This window comes from Massilia sp. LjRoot122 (genome assembly GCF_964252725.1).
In the GTDB taxonomy this organism is placed as follows: domain Bacteria; phylum Pseudomonadota; class Gammaproteobacteria; order Burkholderiales; family Burkholderiaceae_D; genus Telluria.
This window is the reverse complement of record NZ_CAXUPB020000001.1, coordinates 1,910,084-1,923,799: the sequence shown is the minus strand read 5'-3', so window position 1 is coordinate 1,923,799 and position 13,716 is coordinate 1,910,084. Positions and strand designations below refer to the sequence as shown.

Below are 13,716 nucleotides of genomic sequence, written 5' to 3'. Positions count from 1 at the left end.
GGACGAGCCCGTCAAAAACCGAGACTGTCGAGCAGGTCGTCGACCTGGCCCTGGTCGGCTACCACCTCGCTCTTGCCTTCCGGGTTGATTTGCGGACCGTTGAGCAGGCCATTGTCCAGCTCGCGCTTGATCTCGCTCGGCGCGAAGTCGATCAGGACCTGCACCAGCTGTTGTTCGAGGTTCTGGGCGATGCCCGTGATGCGGCCGATCACCTGGCCGGTCAGGTCCTGGAAATCCTGGGCCATCATGATGTCCATCAGCTGGCCGCGGGTCGCCACCGCACCGGCACGGGACTCGTCCAGGCCGGCGATGGTGCGCTGGGCCAGCGCGCGCCACTCGAGCTCCGATGCGCCCTTGTCCAGCAGCGACTGCCATGCGCCCGAGAGCTCGGCCGAGCGCGTTTCGATGGCATCCTGCACCGGGCCGGCGGCGTCGGTGGCGTCCAGCACGCGCTTGGCGGCCTGTTCCGACAGGCGCGCCACGTAGTCGAGGCGGTCGCGCGCATCCGGGATGTCGCTCGCCGCTTTCTCGATCAGCTTGTCGAGGCCGAGGCCGCGCAGGCTTTCGTGCAGCGCGCGCGTCATGTGGCCAATCCGGCTCAGGACCTCCTCGTGGGAGGCCTCGGCCTGGACAGCAGTCTGCTCAATCATCTCAGCCCGCCTTGTCCATCTTCTCGAAGATCTTGTTCAGCTTCTCGTCCAGCGTGGCGGCCGTGAACGGCTTGACCACGTAGCCGCTGGCGCCGGCCTGTGCGGCCGCGATGATGTTTTCCTTATTGGCTTCGGCGGTCACCATCAGCACCGGCAGCTTGGCCAGCGCGGGATCGGCACGGATGTTCTGCAGCATGGTCAGGCCGTCCATGTTCGGCATGTTCCAGTCCGACACCACGAAGTCGAATTGCTCGCTGCGCAGCTTGGCCAGGCCCATCACGCCGTCTTCGGCTTCGTCGACATTGGCATAACCCAGTTCCTTCAACAGATTCCGGACGATGCGGCGCATCGTCGAGAAATCGTCAACAACCAGAAAACGCATCTTTGGATCAGCCATGAATTACTCCGTTTTGAATCTTGTACTTTGGTTTATTGGGCGAAGACTGCATAACAGCCTCCAGAATAGCATTTTTGTTGCCGTACGGCGATAAAATGGCATCAATACAAGGCGTGCTGGATCAAACACGCAACGCCCTGCTCCCCTGCGAGGCCAGGTGCTCGAGTACCATGCGCGGCAGCGACTGCAGGCTGCCGATGTCGTGGGCCGCGCCCAGCGCGATCGCCTCGCGCGGCATGCCGAATACGACGCAGCTCGCCTCGTCCTGGGCAAAATTGTGCGCCCCCGCATTGCGCATGTCCAGCATGCCCGCGGCGCCGTCCTTGCCCATGCCTGTCAGGATAACACCAACGGCATTTTTGCCCGCCGCTTCGGCCGCGCTTCGAAACAGCACGTCTACCGAGGGACGGTGCCGGTTGACCGGCGGGCTTTGCTCGATGCGGGTCATGTAGTTGGCGCCGGAACGGGCCAGCAAGAGGTGCGAATGCCCAGGAGCAATGTAAGCGTGGCCGGGCAGCACCCGCTCGTTGCCCGCCGACTCCTTCACGCTGATCTTGCACAGCGAATCGAGGCGCTTGGCGAAGGAGCTGGTAAAGCCTTCCGGCATGTGCTGGGCGATCAGGATGCCCGGGCAGTCCGAGGGCATCTGCATCAGGAATTCGCGGATCGCCTCGGTGCCGCCGGTGGACGCGCCGATGATGATCAGTTTTTCCGACGAGATGAGCGGGCTGCGCAGGGCCGACAGCTGGGGCGCCGGCACCGTACCCGGGACCGCGCGCTTGACGCGGGCGCGTGCGGCGGCCCTAATTTTGTCGGCGATCAACTCGGTGTACTCGCGCATCCCGGTCTGGATCGAGATCTTCGGCTTGGTCACGAAGTCGACCGCGCCCAGCTCCAGCGCGCGCATGGTGATCTCGGAGCCGCGCTCGGTCAGCGAGGACACCATCAGCACCGGCATCGGGCGCAGGCGCATCAGCTTTTCCAGGAAATCGAGGCCGTCCATCTTCGGCATCTCGACGTCGAGGGTCAGCACGTCGGGGTTGTGGCGCTTGATCAGTTCGCGCGCGACCAGCGGGTCGGGGGCCGTGGCCACGACTTCCATGTCGGGCTGGGAGTTGACGATTTCGCTCATCACGCTGCGGATCAGCGCAGAGTCGTCGACGATCAGAACCTTGATTGTCATACGTCGTCCTTTCAGGTTTTTTCTTCTTCTGGTTAAAACAGGTCGATGTCGCCGCCGACCGGTTCCACCTTGAGTCGCTTGGCGTAATCGAGCTCGCGTTTTGCCAGCGTATCGTTTTGGGTTTGCATCAGCTTCTTCACCAGCACCTTGCCGGTCTTGGGGAAGAAGTAGACCTTGCGCGGGTAGATGTCGTTCAGGTCCGCGGCCAGCACCGGGATCCGCTCGGTCTTCAGGAAGCTGGTCACGAAGGCGGCATTGCGCTCGCCCACGTTCATCGCCGTGAAGCCGCGCAGCACGGCGCCGCCGCCGAATACCTTGGCCTCCAGGTGCTCGCGCCGCGCGCCCGCCTTGAGCAGGTCGTTGATCAGGATCTCCATCGCGAAGCTCCCGTAGCGCATCGAGGCTGACACCGGGCTGCCGCCGTCGCCGCCGCCGTCGGGCAGCATGAAGTGGTTCATGCCGCCCAGGCCGGTGAGGCGGTCGCGGATGCAGGCCGACACGCAGGAACCGAGCACGGTCACGATCAGCATGTTCTTGCCGGTGTAGTAGTACTCGCCCGGCAGGATCTTGGCGGCGTCGCAGTCGAAGGTGCGGTCGTAGTAGACGTTGGTGGCGAACTGGTTGTTCATGTCGATCAGCGCCGCCCCGCCCCGTCGAGTTCGTACACGGTCTTGCCGCGCAGGCGCAGCGCATCCGACACGTACAGGAAGTTTTCGGAATGCCCTGCAAACAGCAGGGCATGGGGCTTCATCAGGGGCACGAAGCGGGCCAGGATCTTGCGCTGGGTGTCCTTGTCGAAGTAGATCATCACGTTGCGGCAGAAGATCGCATCGAAAGCGCCGTCCACCGGCCAGTCGCTGGCCAGCAGGTTGAGCTGGCGGAAGCTGACCAGCTGGCGCAGCTCAGGGCGCACCCGCGCCATGCCTTCGTTGGCGCCCTTCCCTTTCAGGAAGAAGCGCTTCAGGCGCTCCTGGCCCACCTTCTCGATGCGCTCCATCGGATAGACCCCGCTGGCGCCGACCGCCAGCACGTTGGTGTCGATGTCGGTCGCGACGATCTGCACCGGCGGCGTGAGGGTGTTGAAGGCCTCGCAGGCAGTCATCGCGATCGAATACGGCTCTTCGCCGGTGGACGCGGCCGAACACCAGATGGTGAGCGGTCCGCCGCCCTTGCCGCGCAGGCCGGCCAGGTGCTCGGCCAGCAGCGGGAAGTGGTGGGCCTCGCGGAAGAACGAGGTCAGGTTGGTGGTCAGCGCATTGGTGAAGGCTTCCCATTCGGTCGCCATGCGGCCGGCCTCGAGATCGTCGAGGTAGCGCACGAAGGACTGGATGCCGGTGGCGCGCAGGCGCCGCGCCAGGCGGCTGTAGACCATTTCCTGCTTGCTGTCGGCCAGCGAGATGCCGGCACGCTGGTAGATCAGCGCGCGGACCCGCTCGAAATCACTGCGCGTGAAGTCGAATTCCTTGACCGTGTCGGTTCTTTGCTGCGGCACGTCCTTGCCTCTTTCTAGCTGTTGCTCTTTGCGTTGCTCGTGCCGGGCCGTGCGTGGGATGGCCTGAATCACAAAAGGCCACCCCGCGAGATCATGCTGCCAGCTTGTCCATCAGGCCCATCTCGCTGGACGACATCAGCTTGTCGATGTCGACCAGGATCAGCATGCGCTCGTCCACGGTGCCCAGGCCGATCATGTAGTCCGAGTTGAAGGCGGTGCCCATTTCCGGGGCCGGCTTGATCTGGTCCGGGGTGAGCGTGGTCACGTCGGAGACGCTGTCCACCACCATGCCCATGATGCGGCCGCCGATGTTCAGGATGATCACGACGGTGAACTGGTCGTACACCGGGGTGCCCAGCTTGAACTTGATGCGCATGTCCACCACCGGAATGATGATGCCACGCAGGTTGATCACGCCCTTGATGAATTCCGGGGCATTGGCGATGCGGGTGACCGCTTCGTAGCCGCGGATCTCCTGCACCTTGAGGATGTCGATGCCGTATTCCTCGGAGCCCAGGGTAAAGGCCAGGAATTCGCTGCCCGCGCCTTCGATGGCGTTGCCGTCAGCCGGCTTGTTGTTCTGTACAGTAGACATGGTCACGTCCTCTTGATTGATGATGTGTTAAAGGCTTCTCGAGACGAGGGGGTCGTCCAGCAGCTGGCGCGAGGAGCGCACCAGCGCGGCCACGTCCAGGATCAGGGCAACGCCGCCGTCGCCGAGGATGGTGGCGCCCGAGATGCCGGCCACCTTGCGGTAATTCGCTTCCAGGTTCTTGACCACCACCTGCTGCTGGCCCACCAGCTCGTCGACGAACAGCGCGGTCTTCTTGCCCTCGGTCTCGAGGATCACCACGATGCCCTCGGACGGGTCGGTGATGCGCGGGGTGATGTCGAACATCTGGTACAGCGGGATCAGCGGCAGGTACTCGCCGCGCACCTTCAGCACCTGGCCGCGACCCGCGATTTCGCGGATGTCCTGCGGCGCCGGCTGGAGCGACTCGACCACGAAGGACAGCGGCAGGATGTAGATCTCCTCGCCGCTGCGGATCGACATGCCGTCCAGGATGGCCAGGGTCAGCGGCAGCGAGATCGAGATCGTGGTGCCGAAGCCGCGCGCCGAGCGGATGTCGACCGTGCCGCCCATCGAAGCGATATTGCGCTTCACGACGTCCATGCCGACACCGCGGCCGGACACGTCGGTCACCTGTTCCGCGGTCGAGAAGCCCGGCGCGAAGATCAGCTGCCAGACATCCTCGTCGCTCATGTTGTCGGACACCGGCAGTCCGTTCTGGGCCGCCTTGGCCAAAATGCGCTCGCGGTTCAGGCCGGCGCCGTCGTCGGAGACTTCGATGACGATGTTGCCGCCCTGGTGGCCGGCCGACAGGAACAGGCGCCCCGCGTCCGACTTGCCGGCTTCGACGCGCGCCGCCGGCATCTCGATGCCGTGGTCGATCGAATTGCGCACCAGGTGGGTCAGCGGGTCGACGATGCGCTCGATCAGGCCCTTGTCCAGTTCAGTGGCGGCGCCGTTGGTGATGAAGTCGACCTTCTTGCCGAGCTTGGTGGCGAGATCGCGCACCATGCGCGGGAAGCGCGAGAACACGAAGTCCATCGGCATCATGCGGATCGACATGACGGCTTCCTGCAGCTCGCGCGTATTGCGTCCGAGCTGGCTGATGGAGTTCAGCAGGCGCTCGTGCGCCATCGGGTCCAGGTTGCCGCTGCGCTGCTCGAGCATGGCGTTGGTGATCACCAGCTCGCCGATCAGGTTGATCAGCTGGTCGACCTTCTCGACCGACACGCGGATCGAGGACGATTCGGCATGCGGGTCCTTCTTCGCCGCCTTCTTCTCGGCGGCCAGTTCGCTGGCCAGCTCGGACAGCTCGATCGGATCCGGGCCCTTCGGCGCCGCAGCCTGCGGTTTCGCTTCGTTGGTGATGCCGGCCGCGGCGCGGATCTGCTCGATCGGCTGGAAGAAGCCGTAGCCGCGCTCGTCGTCGGACAGTTCCTCTTCGCTGGACGCGGCAGCGGCCTCGTCGTCGAAGTCGAAGAAGCCGTAGCCCTGCTCGTCCTCGATGCGCTTGCGCTCGGCGGCCTCGATGGCGCGCTGCTCGGGCGTGAGCGCGGGCGCCTCGAATATCTTCAGGTCGTCCGGGTTCAGCACGAAGGAGCAGATCGCGATGATGTCGTCCAGGCTCTCGTGGGTCGTGATGATGATGGCGCTGCGGCCGCCGTCGAGCGGCGTGACCTTGGCGCGGCCCATCAGGCCCAGTTCGTCGACCAGGGCCGTGATGTCGCGCGGTTCCACCGGCGGCAGTTCGATCTTGTAGCGGTGCGCACCCTCGGTCGGGTGATGGGCCTTCGTTTCGGCGGTCAAATAGGATGCCGCCACCAGCGGCGCCTGCGGCACCAGGCCCTCGGCCAGGTCATGCAACACCATGCGCACGTTGGCGACCGCTTCCTGGTCCACGGCCGCACCGTGGCGGTGGCCGTCCAGCTGCATCTTGAGGCTGTCCTTGGCGGCCAGGAAGGCGTCCACGTGGTTCGAGGTGAGCGCCATCTCGCCCTTGCGGATGCGGTCCAGCAGCGACTCGAGCACGTGCGTGACTTCGCTCATGTCGGTCAGGCCGAAGGTCGAGGCGCCGCCCTTGACCGAGTGGGCGGTGCGGAAGATCGCGTTCAGGTCTTCCGGGTCGGGCGATGCCACGTCGACGCCCAGCAGCAGCCGCTCCATTTCGGCGAGCAGTTCCTCTGCCTCGTCGAAAAAGACCTGGTAAAACTGGCTGATGTCGATCGTCATGATGAAATCCGTTCTGAAGCCCGCTGCGCCATGGCCTTAGCCGATGACCTTTTTCACTACTTCGATCAGGCGTTGCGGATCGAAAGGCTTGACCAGCCAGCCGTTGGCGCCGGCGGCGCGGCCCTTGGCCTTCATCTCGTCCGAGGACTCGGTGGTCAGCATCAGGATCGGGGTCTTGGCGTAGTTCGGCAGCGTGCGCAAAGTCTTGATCAGGGCCAGGCCGTCCATGCGCGGCATGTTCTGGTCGGTCAGGACCAGGTCCACGCTCTGCAGCTTGGCCTTGTCGAGGCCATCCTGGCCGTCGACCGCTTCCACCACGTTGTAGCCGGCCGCCTTCAGGCTGAAGGCCACCATCTGGCGCAGCGAACTGGAATCGTCGACCGCGAGAATCGTTTTTGCCATGTTTTGCTCCTGCTGTTTTATTCCGGTATGTTCCGGTTGAATGTAAAGTGGCTGAATGTTTGGCCAGCGAACTCAGAAGAGCTCGATGTCCCCGCTTTCGAGGTGATGCTGTTCCACCGACTTACGCAGCATGCTGCGCAGTTCGAGCGACTGGATCGCCAGCGCCATGCTGACCTTGCCCAGGCGTTCGACGATCTCCTCGCTGTCGGTCTCCGGCGCGATCTCGGCGCCGTGCTCGCTGAGCGTGCCGAGGAATTCGCGCAGGCCGGCCACGCGGCGCAGCGTGCGGTCGATCAGCTGGCTGGTCATGTCCTGGAACTGCATGCTGGTGATGGCCGAGTTCACGTGCTGGCCGATTTCACCCGACATGTCGGACAGCCGGGCGCTGTCTTCCGCGCTCGGGGTCTCGCCCGCCAGCAGGCGGTTGATCGCTTCCTGGCGCGCGCCGACCGCGGTGTGGATCGCCATGAAGCTGCTGGTCAGCTTGTCGATGGCTTCTTCCAGCAGCAGTTCGGTCTGCAGCAGGTCGGTCTCGACCTCGGTCAGGTGACGGCGTCCGTGGATGGCCACGCCCGACAGCAGGCGCTTCACGTGCGAACCGAGTATCTTTTTTCTTTTCATTCCAGTCTCCAGTCCTGGATCATTGTGCGACGGTCGCAGCGCCGGCGGCGTGCCGCCCTGCGGCGGCACCCACTCCGGCTGCCGCTGCGGGTTGTTGCGCCGGCACGTCGAGCGAAGCGGCGTCGCGCTGGACGGCCTCCTCGGTCTTCTTGTTCATCACGATGATGCTGATACGCCGGTTGATCGGGTTGAACGGGTCCTTGCGGTCCAGGTGGGCGGCCGAGGCCAGGCCCACCACGCGCAGCACCTTGTCGTCGGTCAGGCCGCCGCGCACCAGTTCGCGGCGCGATGCATTGGCGCGGTCGGCCGACAGTTCCCAGTTGCTGTAGCCGGCGTCGCTGAAATACGGCGTGGCGTCGGTATGGCCCGACAGGCCGATCTTGTTCGGCACCTCGTTGAGCACCATGCCGATGATGTTCAGGATTTCCTTCGTGTAGGGCTGCAGCTCGGCCCTGGCCAGCGCGAACATCGGGCGGTTCTGCTCGTCCACGATCTGGATGCGCAGGCCTTCGCTGGTGATGTCGAGCAGCAGCTGGTTCTTGTACTTCTTGAGCAGCGGGTTGACCTCGATGACCGATTCGATCTTCGTCTTCAGGGACTGGAGGCGCTCGGCTTCCGCTTTCGCCACCTGGGCCTTGGCGGCTTCGAGGTTGTAGGTCTTCGAGGTCGGGTCGACGTCGCCCTTCTTGACTTGGCCGTTGCGGCGGGTCAGGTCGGTGCCGCCGCCCTTGATCACGGACGAGGAATCGCCCGCGCCCGAGCCGCCCGCCATCGCCACCTTCAGCGGGGTCTTGAAGTATTCCGAGATGCCTTCCAGGTCGCCCTTGGCGGTCGAGCCCAGCAGCCACATGAGCAGGAAGAAGGCCATCATCGCGGTCACGAAGTCGGCGTAGGCGATCTTCCAGGCACCGCCATGGTGGCCGCCGGCGACCTTCTTGATGCGCTTGACGACGATGGGGCGCATGTTTTCATCAGCCATGCTCCCTCCCTTCGGTCGGCGTCAAGTGGATGGACAACAGCGGCATGGGGCTTACTTCTTCCGCTTGATATGGTCTTCGAGCTCGGCGAAGCTCGGGCGCTCGGTCGAGTACAGCACCTTGCGGCCGAATTCGACCGCCAGCGCCGGCGCATAGCCGTTCAGGCTGGCCAGCAGGGTGACCTTCACGCACTGGAACATCTTGGTCGATTCTTCCAGCTTCTGTTCCAGCACGTTCCCCAGCGGCGACACGAAGGCGTAGGCCAGCAGGATGCCGAGGAAGGTACCGACCAGGGCCTTGGCGATCAGGATACCCAGCTCGGCCGGAGGCAGGCCCACCGATTCCATCGTGTGGACCACGCCCATCACCGCCGCCACGATACCGAAGGCCGGCAGGCCGTCGCCGACCTTGGCGATCACGTGGGCCGGGATCGCGCCTTCGTGGTGGTGGGTCTCGATCTCGTTGTCCATCAGGTTTTCGATTTGCATCGCGTCCATGTTTCCCGAGACCATCAGACGCAGGTAGTCGGTCATGAATTCGATGATGTGGTGGTCGGCCAGCACGGCCGGGTATTTCGAGAACAGCGGCGAGGCTTCCGGCGCCTCGATGTCGCCTTCGATCGACATCAGGCCTTCCTTGCGCACCTTCGACAGCACGTCGAACTGCAGTGCCATCAGCTCCATGTACATGTCCTTGGTGTACTGGGAGCCCTTGAAGATGCTCGGGAAGGCCTTGGCGGTCGCCTTCACCGACTTCATGGTGTTACCGACAAAGAATGCGCCGACCGCAGCACCGCCGATCATCAGCAGTTCGAGCGGCTGCCAAAGCGACGCGATGTGGCCGCCAGTCCAGACGAAGCCGCCGAACACGCTGGCACAGACGATGATGTAACCGACAATGACTAACAAGGGAATTCCACTCCAGAAAGGCCGGGGTCCACCGGCATGCTCAAATTAAGTGATTTCAGGCAAAGTTGATGCAGGGAACCACTCTAGCGGGAGAATGGCCCATGGGCAAGTAAAAAGCCCCCTGTTGTCGCCTAAAAGTGCCAGATATGCAGGGCCGGGCCGCCCTCTGTGGGATAGACGGTACGGTTCGCTAAACGATCGTCAATGGCGAATTCGTAACTGAGAAGCAGCGAGCCCGGACGCATCTCGCGTGCCGCCTTGCGCCACAGCGCACCCATGGCTGCTGGAGACAGGTAGGCGAAGACCAGGTCGTAGCCGGCGAAATCGAGGCGCTCGTAGTCGCCGCGGATGAAGCGCGCGCGGCTGCCGCCGAGGCGTGCGCGCAGCCGGCTGACCAGCCAGGGCAGCGGCGCCAGCTCGATGCCCGTGGCCTCGATGCCGGGCCGGCGTTGCGCCAGGTCCAGCACCAGGCCGCCCAGGCCGCTGCCGATGTCGATCACGCGCACCGGGTCTTTATTCGGAAGGAGAGCGGCGACCGCCTCCCAGACGCGCCGGTTGGACGGGTAGTACGGTACCTGGGTACGGTAGGTGGACCAGTACAGCAGCAGCAGGAACAGGAAGATGGCGAGGAAGACCGGCGGCGGGACCGCCAGCTGGGCGGCGCCGACCAGGGCGGCCGGGAACAGCAGCTGGATGGCACGCCACCAGCTGGCCAGGCCGCGCCACCAGCTCAGGGCGGCGGCGATGAGGCCCTGGATCAGGGCCACGCCGAGGTAGGACATCGGCACGCCGGCCGTGGCCAGCAGCCAGGTGACGGCGAGCGTCAGGGGAAAGGCGGCGGCCTGCAGCAGCAGCGCCGCGACGGCGGGTTTCACTCGGGGGATGGACCGGCGCTCTGGCTTGCCGCGGCGTCCCTGGCATCCTGGGCGTCCTGCGCCTCTTTCGCGTCCCTGGCCTTGCGGGTCTTGCCGGCACGCGAAGGCATGTGGCACAGGCCGCACAGGTAGTCGGCGTTCAGGTCGAGGGCATTGACGATGAACTTGCCCTGGCACTTCTGGCACGGGGCCAGCACCAGCATGCCGCTCTGGAAGAAGCGCACCAGGGTCCAGGCGCGGGTGAGCGACAGCAAAGGCTCTTCGCCCGGCTCGGGCGGCATCTGTTCGAGGTAGAGCTTATAGGCCTTCATCACCGCCTGGATGCCGGTGGCGCCGGCATGTTCGACCAGGAAGTTATGGATGTTGATGAACAGCGAGGAATGGATGTTCGGCTGCCAGGTCAGGAACCAGTCGGTCGAGAAAGGCAGCATGCCCTTGGGCGGAGAGACGCCCTTGAGTTCCTTGTACAGCTTGAGCAGGCGTTCGCGCGAGAGCGAGACTTCGGTTTCGAGCAGCTGGAGGCGCGCTCCCAGGTTGATCAGTTCGATCGCAAGCTGGATTTCCTGCGCTTCCGACACGACACTTTTCTTGCTCATCCCTGCTCCCGCCACTAGTACTGATGTGCGATCCCGGCGGGATCGCGTCTAGCGGGATTTTATACGATCTCTTCGACCGGCTGGCCGGCCATCAGGATGGCGGCGTGCGACTGGGCCAGGCTGCGTTCCTTGGTGTGGCTGGTCAGCATCGACAGGATGGCGGTGTCGTCGAAGCGGAAACGGGCCAGCATCATGTTGCCGCTTGCCAGTTTCAGGATCTGGGCATTGCTCATGCTTTCGATCAGGTCGGCGATGTCGGCCGAGATGCCGAGACGGAAGATGGCGGTGACCTTGTCGGCGCGGATCATCTGCTGGGCCAGCATCAGGTAGCTCAGGTTTGCGTCGCGGATTTCAGCCATCATGTCGTTCATCGTCATTTCTATCTCCGTATCCGTTGGTTCGGCGACTTGCGTGTTGCCGATGAGATAGATTCTGACCGTACGGAAACTTTTGAGCTATTGGACGAAGTCTGTATTTTGCGTCCGCGAATGACGGACAGGACCCGTAGGAGTTTGTCTGACAAACCCTGCTGGATCACTGTGGCGCCCCTATGAAAAAGGGGCTGGGGGAGGTGCCGGAATCGGCTTAAATTGTGTGCGCCCGAACCTGCTTCTGTCGTGCGCTTGCTACGATTTACGTCAAGCTTTTGGAGAACTTTAGGGTTTTCGCAAAATATTTTTCAATCTTTTGCTGCCCTGTCCACCCTTTAACGGAGCGTCTGGCGAGAACTTGAGGGTTTTTTGAAAATATTTTTCAGGACCCTTTACCGCGCTTCTGAGAGGGGTAACGGCAGCGGTTTTGGGAACTTTAGGGTTCTGTCGAAAATTTTTTGAAGTTTTTTTCGTTCACTTGCTACACTGCGGCCCTGAAGAAACTTCAGGCCTCAACTATCCTTTAAGGCAAGCATGGAATCTTTACGACTCTGGGACATCAGCCCGACGATCTCGGCTGCCATCCCGGTCTGGCCCGGCGACACCCCCTTCGAAGCCGCGCCCACCTGGGAAATCAAGGATGGCTGCCCGGTCAAGGTCAGCCGGATGACGATGACGACCCACCTCGGCGCGCACACCGACGCCCCCAGCCACTACGACCCGGCCGGCAAGTCCATCGACCAGGTCGACCTGCTCCCGTATATCGGGGCCTGCCGCGTGCTCCACTGCCTCGGCGTGGCGGCGGTGGAACCGGCCCACCTGGAGGGCAAGCTGGACGGCGTGCCGCCGCGCGTGCTGCTGCGTACTTACGCCAGTGCGCCCCAGAGCGCCTGGGACTCGGCCTTCCCGGCCATCAGCCCGGCCGCCATCGCACTCCTGGCGAGCAAGGGCGTGATCCTGGTCGGCACCGACACCCCCTCGCTCGACCCGCAGGACTCCAAGACCCTGGACGCCCACCACGCGGTACGCGCCGGCGGCATGGCGATCCTGGAAGGCATCGTGCTGGACGCGGTGCCCGAGGGCGACTATGAACTGGTCGCCCTGCCCCTGAAATTCGCCGGCATGGACGCCAGCCCGGTGCGCGCCATCCTGCGCGCCCTACCCGCCAAGGAAACCGCATGAACATCGACATCACCCGCGCCGACTGCGTCGCCCGCGACGAGCGCGATCCGCTGCGCCCCCTGCGCGAGCGCTTCGACCTGCCCCCGGGCCTCATCTACCTGGACGGCAATTCGCTCGGCGCCCGTCCGAAGGCGGCCCTTGCGCGCGTCCAGGACGTGGTGGCCCGCGAATGGGGCCAGGACCTGATCAAGAGCTGGAACACGGCCGGCTGGTTCGACCTGCCCAAGCGCCTCGGCAATCGCCTGGCTCCGCTGATCGGCGCGAAGGACGGCGAAGTCGTGGTCACCGACACCACCTCGCTCAACCTGTTCAAGGCGCTGGCCGCCGCGCTGCACCTGCAGGCCCAGGGCCCCGGCTCCGCCCGCCGCACCATCGTCACCGAACGCAGCAACTTCCCGACCGATATCTATATGGCGGAAGGCCTGACCCAGTGGCTCGAACGCGGCTACCGGGTGCGCCTGGTCGATTCGGTGGAGGAGATTCCCGCCGCCGTCGACGCCGACTGCGCGGTGCTGATGCTCACCCACGTGAATTACCGCACCGGCTACCAGCACGACATGGCCCAACTGACCCGTCATGCGCATGCCGGCGGCGCGCTGGCGGTCTGGGACCTGGCCCACTCGGCCGGCGCGGTGCCGGTCGACCTGCATGCGGCGGAAGCCGACTTCGCGGTGGGCTGCACCTATAAATACCTGAACGGCGGCCCCGGCGCGCCGGCCTTCATCTGGGTGCCGCAGCGGCACCAGGCGGCGTTCGCCCATCCCCTCACCGGCTGGTGGAGCCATGCGAAGCCCTTCGCGATGTCGCACGGCTTCGCGGCCTGCGAAGGGATCGGCCGCGCCCTGTGCGGCACCCAGCCGGTGGTCTCGCTGGCCCTGGTCGAGTGCGGGCTGGAGATCTTCGAAGAGACCGGCATGGAGGCCATCCGCGCGAAATCGCTGGCCTTGACCGACCTGTTCATCGAACTGGTCGAAGCGACTTGTGCGGGTCACCCGCTCGGCCTGGTGACGCCGCGCGAGCATGCGCGGCGCGGCAGCCAGGCCAGCTTCACCCATCCGCACGGCTATGCGGTGATGGCGGCCTTGATTGCGCGCGGCGTGATCGGCGACTACCGCGAGCCGGAGATCATGCGCTTCGGCTTCACCCCGCTGTACACCAGCTTCGCCGACGTCTGGGACGCGGTGGCGATCCTGAAGGACATCCTCGACAACCAGGCCTACGATACCCAGGCCGAACGCAGCGCAGTGACCTGAGGAGCCCAG

The 13,716-nt window shown here is 64.3% G+C and carries 16 protein-coding genes; 2 read left to right on the top strand and 14 right to left on the bottom strand.

Going from position 1 to position 13,716, the window contains the following annotated elements; genetic code table 11:
- Positions 1-11 precede the first annotated feature (11 nt).
- From cheZ to flhD, 14 genes are all read right to left on the bottom strand, one after another.
- Positions 12-650, bottom strand: coding sequence for a protein phosphatase CheZ (gene cheZ / locus ACSQ25_RS08515; protein WP_436105269.1), 639 nt, complete (start codon positions 648-650; stop codon positions 12-14).
- A 1-nt stretch (position 651) separates the two neighbouring features.
- The gene (cheY, locus tag ACSQ25_RS08510) at positions 652-1,047 is read right to left on the bottom strand and encodes a chemotaxis response regulator CheY (RefSeq protein ID WP_436105268.1); all 396 of its coding nucleotides are present in this window, start codon (positions 1,045-1,047) and stop codon (positions 652-654) included.
- A 121-nt stretch (positions 1,048-1,168) separates the two neighbouring features.
- The gene (locus ACSQ25_RS08505; RefSeq protein ID WP_436105267.1) at positions 1,169-2,230 is read right to left on the bottom strand and encodes a protein-glutamate methylesterase/protein-glutamine glutaminase; all 1,062 of its coding nucleotides are present in this window, start codon (positions 2,228-2,230) and stop codon (positions 1,169-1,171) included.
- A 32-nt stretch (positions 2,231-2,262) separates the two neighbouring features.
- Positions 2,263-2,859 carry a chemoreceptor glutamine deamidase CheD gene (gene cheD, locus ACSQ25_RS08500; protein ID WP_436105266.1) on the bottom strand — a complete coding sequence of 199 codons (597 nt, stop codon included), beginning with the start codon at positions 2,857-2,859 and terminating at the stop codon, positions 2,263-2,265.
- A gap of 5 nt (positions 2,860-2,864) precedes the next feature.
- Entirely contained in the window at positions 2,865-3,722 is an 858-nt protein-coding gene (locus ACSQ25_RS08495) for a CheR family methyltransferase (RefSeq protein ID WP_436105265.1), read from the bottom strand.
- A 91-nt stretch (positions 3,723-3,813) separates the two neighbouring features.
- Complete coding sequence (locus tag ACSQ25_RS08490; protein ID WP_436105264.1) at positions 3,814-4,317, bottom strand: chemotaxis protein CheW; 504 nt, start codon at positions 4,315-4,317, stop codon at positions 3,814-3,816.
- A gap of 27 nt (positions 4,318-4,344) precedes the next feature.
- Entirely contained in the window at positions 4,345-6,522 is a 2,178-nt protein-coding gene (gene cheA / locus ACSQ25_RS08485; RefSeq protein ID WP_436105263.1) for a chemotaxis protein CheA, read from the bottom strand.
- 36 nt (positions 6,523-6,558) lie between these two features.
- Complete coding sequence (locus ACSQ25_RS08480; protein WP_436105262.1) at positions 6,559-6,924, bottom strand: response regulator; 366 nt, start codon at positions 6,922-6,924, stop codon at positions 6,559-6,561.
- Between the two features lie 72 nt (positions 6,925-6,996).
- A complete protein-coding gene (locus tag ACSQ25_RS08475) occupies positions 6,997-7,545 on the bottom strand; it encodes a chemotaxis protein (RefSeq protein ID WP_436105261.1) in 549 nt (182 codons plus the stop codon).
- Positions 7,546-7,564: 19 nt separating this feature from the next.
- A complete protein-coding gene (gene motB / locus ACSQ25_RS08470; RefSeq protein ID WP_436105260.1) occupies positions 7,565-8,524 on the bottom strand; it encodes a flagellar motor protein MotB in 960 nt (319 codons plus the stop codon).
- A 51-nt stretch (positions 8,525-8,575) separates the two neighbouring features.
- On the bottom strand, positions 8,576-9,430 hold the full coding sequence (gene motA / locus ACSQ25_RS08465) for a flagellar motor stator protein MotA (RefSeq protein WP_436105259.1): 855 nt from the start codon (positions 9,428-9,430) through the stop codon (positions 8,576-8,578).
- Between the two features lie 131 nt (positions 9,431-9,561).
- Positions 9,562-10,305 (bottom strand): class I SAM-dependent methyltransferase, encoded by a 744-nt coding sequence (locus tag ACSQ25_RS08460; protein ID WP_436105258.1) that lies wholly within the window; start codon positions 10,303-10,305, stop codon positions 9,562-9,564.
- Positions 10,302-10,901, bottom strand: a complete 600-nt coding sequence (flhC, locus tag ACSQ25_RS08455) for a flagellar transcriptional regulator FlhC (RefSeq protein WP_436105257.1) — start codon at positions 10,899-10,901, stop codon at positions 10,302-10,304. Before flhC ends, ACSQ25_RS08460 begins: the two co-directional genes overlap by 4 nt.
- Positions 10,902-10,960: 59 nt before the next feature.
- The gene (gene flhD, locus ACSQ25_RS08450; protein WP_231059877.1) at positions 10,961-11,278 is read right to left on the bottom strand and encodes a flagellar transcriptional regulator FlhD; all 318 of its coding nucleotides are present in this window, start codon (positions 11,276-11,278) and stop codon (positions 10,961-10,963) included.
- Positions 11,279-11,806: 528 nt separating this feature from the next.
- Here flhD and kynB point away from each other — a divergent pair.
- A complete protein-coding gene (gene kynB / locus ACSQ25_RS08445; protein ID WP_436105256.1) occupies positions 11,807-12,454 on the top strand; it encodes an arylformamidase in 648 nt (215 codons plus the stop codon).
- Positions 12,451-13,707 carry a kynureninase gene (gene kynU / locus ACSQ25_RS08440; RefSeq protein WP_436105255.1) on the top strand — a complete coding sequence of 419 codons (1,257 nt, stop codon included), beginning with the start codon at positions 12,451-12,453 and terminating at the stop codon, positions 13,705-13,707. Before kynB ends, kynU begins: the two co-directional genes overlap by 4 nt.
- The last annotated feature ends 9 nt before the right edge of the window (positions 13,708-13,716 follow it).

What these genes read in the sequence shown, in the direction of transcription:
- cheZ (WP_436105269.1), bottom strand. Translation starts at nt 650, where the DNA reads ATGATTGAGCAGACTGCTGTCCAGGCCGAGGCCTCCCACGAGGAGGTC.
- cheY (WP_436105268.1), bottom strand. Translation starts at nt 1,047, where the DNA reads ATGGCTGATCCAAAGATGCGTTTTCTGGTTGTTGACGATTTCTCGACG.
- ACSQ25_RS08505 (WP_436105267.1), bottom strand. Translation starts at nt 2,230, where the DNA reads ATGACAATCAAGGTTCTGATCGTCGACGACTCTGCGCTGATCCGCAGC.
- cheD (WP_436105266.1), bottom strand. Translation starts at nt 2,859, where the DNA reads ATGAACAACCAGTTCGCCACCAACGTCTACTACGACCGCACCTTCGAC.
- ACSQ25_RS08490 (WP_436105264.1), bottom strand. Translation starts at nt 4,317, where the DNA reads ATGTCTACTGTACAGAACAACAAGCCGGCTGACGGCAACGCCATCGAA.
- cheA (WP_436105263.1), bottom strand. Translation starts at nt 6,522, where the DNA reads ATGACGATCGACATCAGCCAGTTTTACCAGGTCTTTTTCGACGAGGCA.
- ACSQ25_RS08480 (WP_436105262.1), bottom strand. Translation starts at nt 6,924, where the DNA reads ATGGCAAAAACGATTCTCGCGGTCGACGATTCCAGTTCGCTGCGCCAG.
- ACSQ25_RS08475 (WP_436105261.1), bottom strand. Translation starts at nt 7,545, where the DNA reads ATGAAAAGAAAAAAGATACTCGGTTCGCACGTGAAGCGCCTGCTGTCG.
- motB (WP_436105260.1), bottom strand. Translation starts at nt 8,524, where the DNA reads ATGGCTGATGAAAACATGCGCCCCATCGTCGTCAAGCGCATCAAGAAG.
- flhC (WP_436105257.1), bottom strand. Translation starts at nt 10,901, where the DNA reads ATGAGCAAGAAAAGTGTCGTGTCGGAAGCGCAGGAAATCCAGCTTGCG.
- flhD (WP_231059877.1), bottom strand. Translation starts at nt 11,278, where the DNA reads ATGACGATGAACGACATGATGGCTGAAATCCGCGACGCAAACCTGAGC.
- kynB (WP_436105256.1), top strand. Translation starts at nt 11,807, where the DNA reads ATGGAATCTTTACGACTCTGGGACATCAGCCCGACGATCTCGGCTGCC.
- kynU (WP_436105255.1), top strand. Translation starts at nt 12,451, where the DNA reads ATGAACATCGACATCACCCGCGCCGACTGCGTCGCCCGCGACGAGCGC.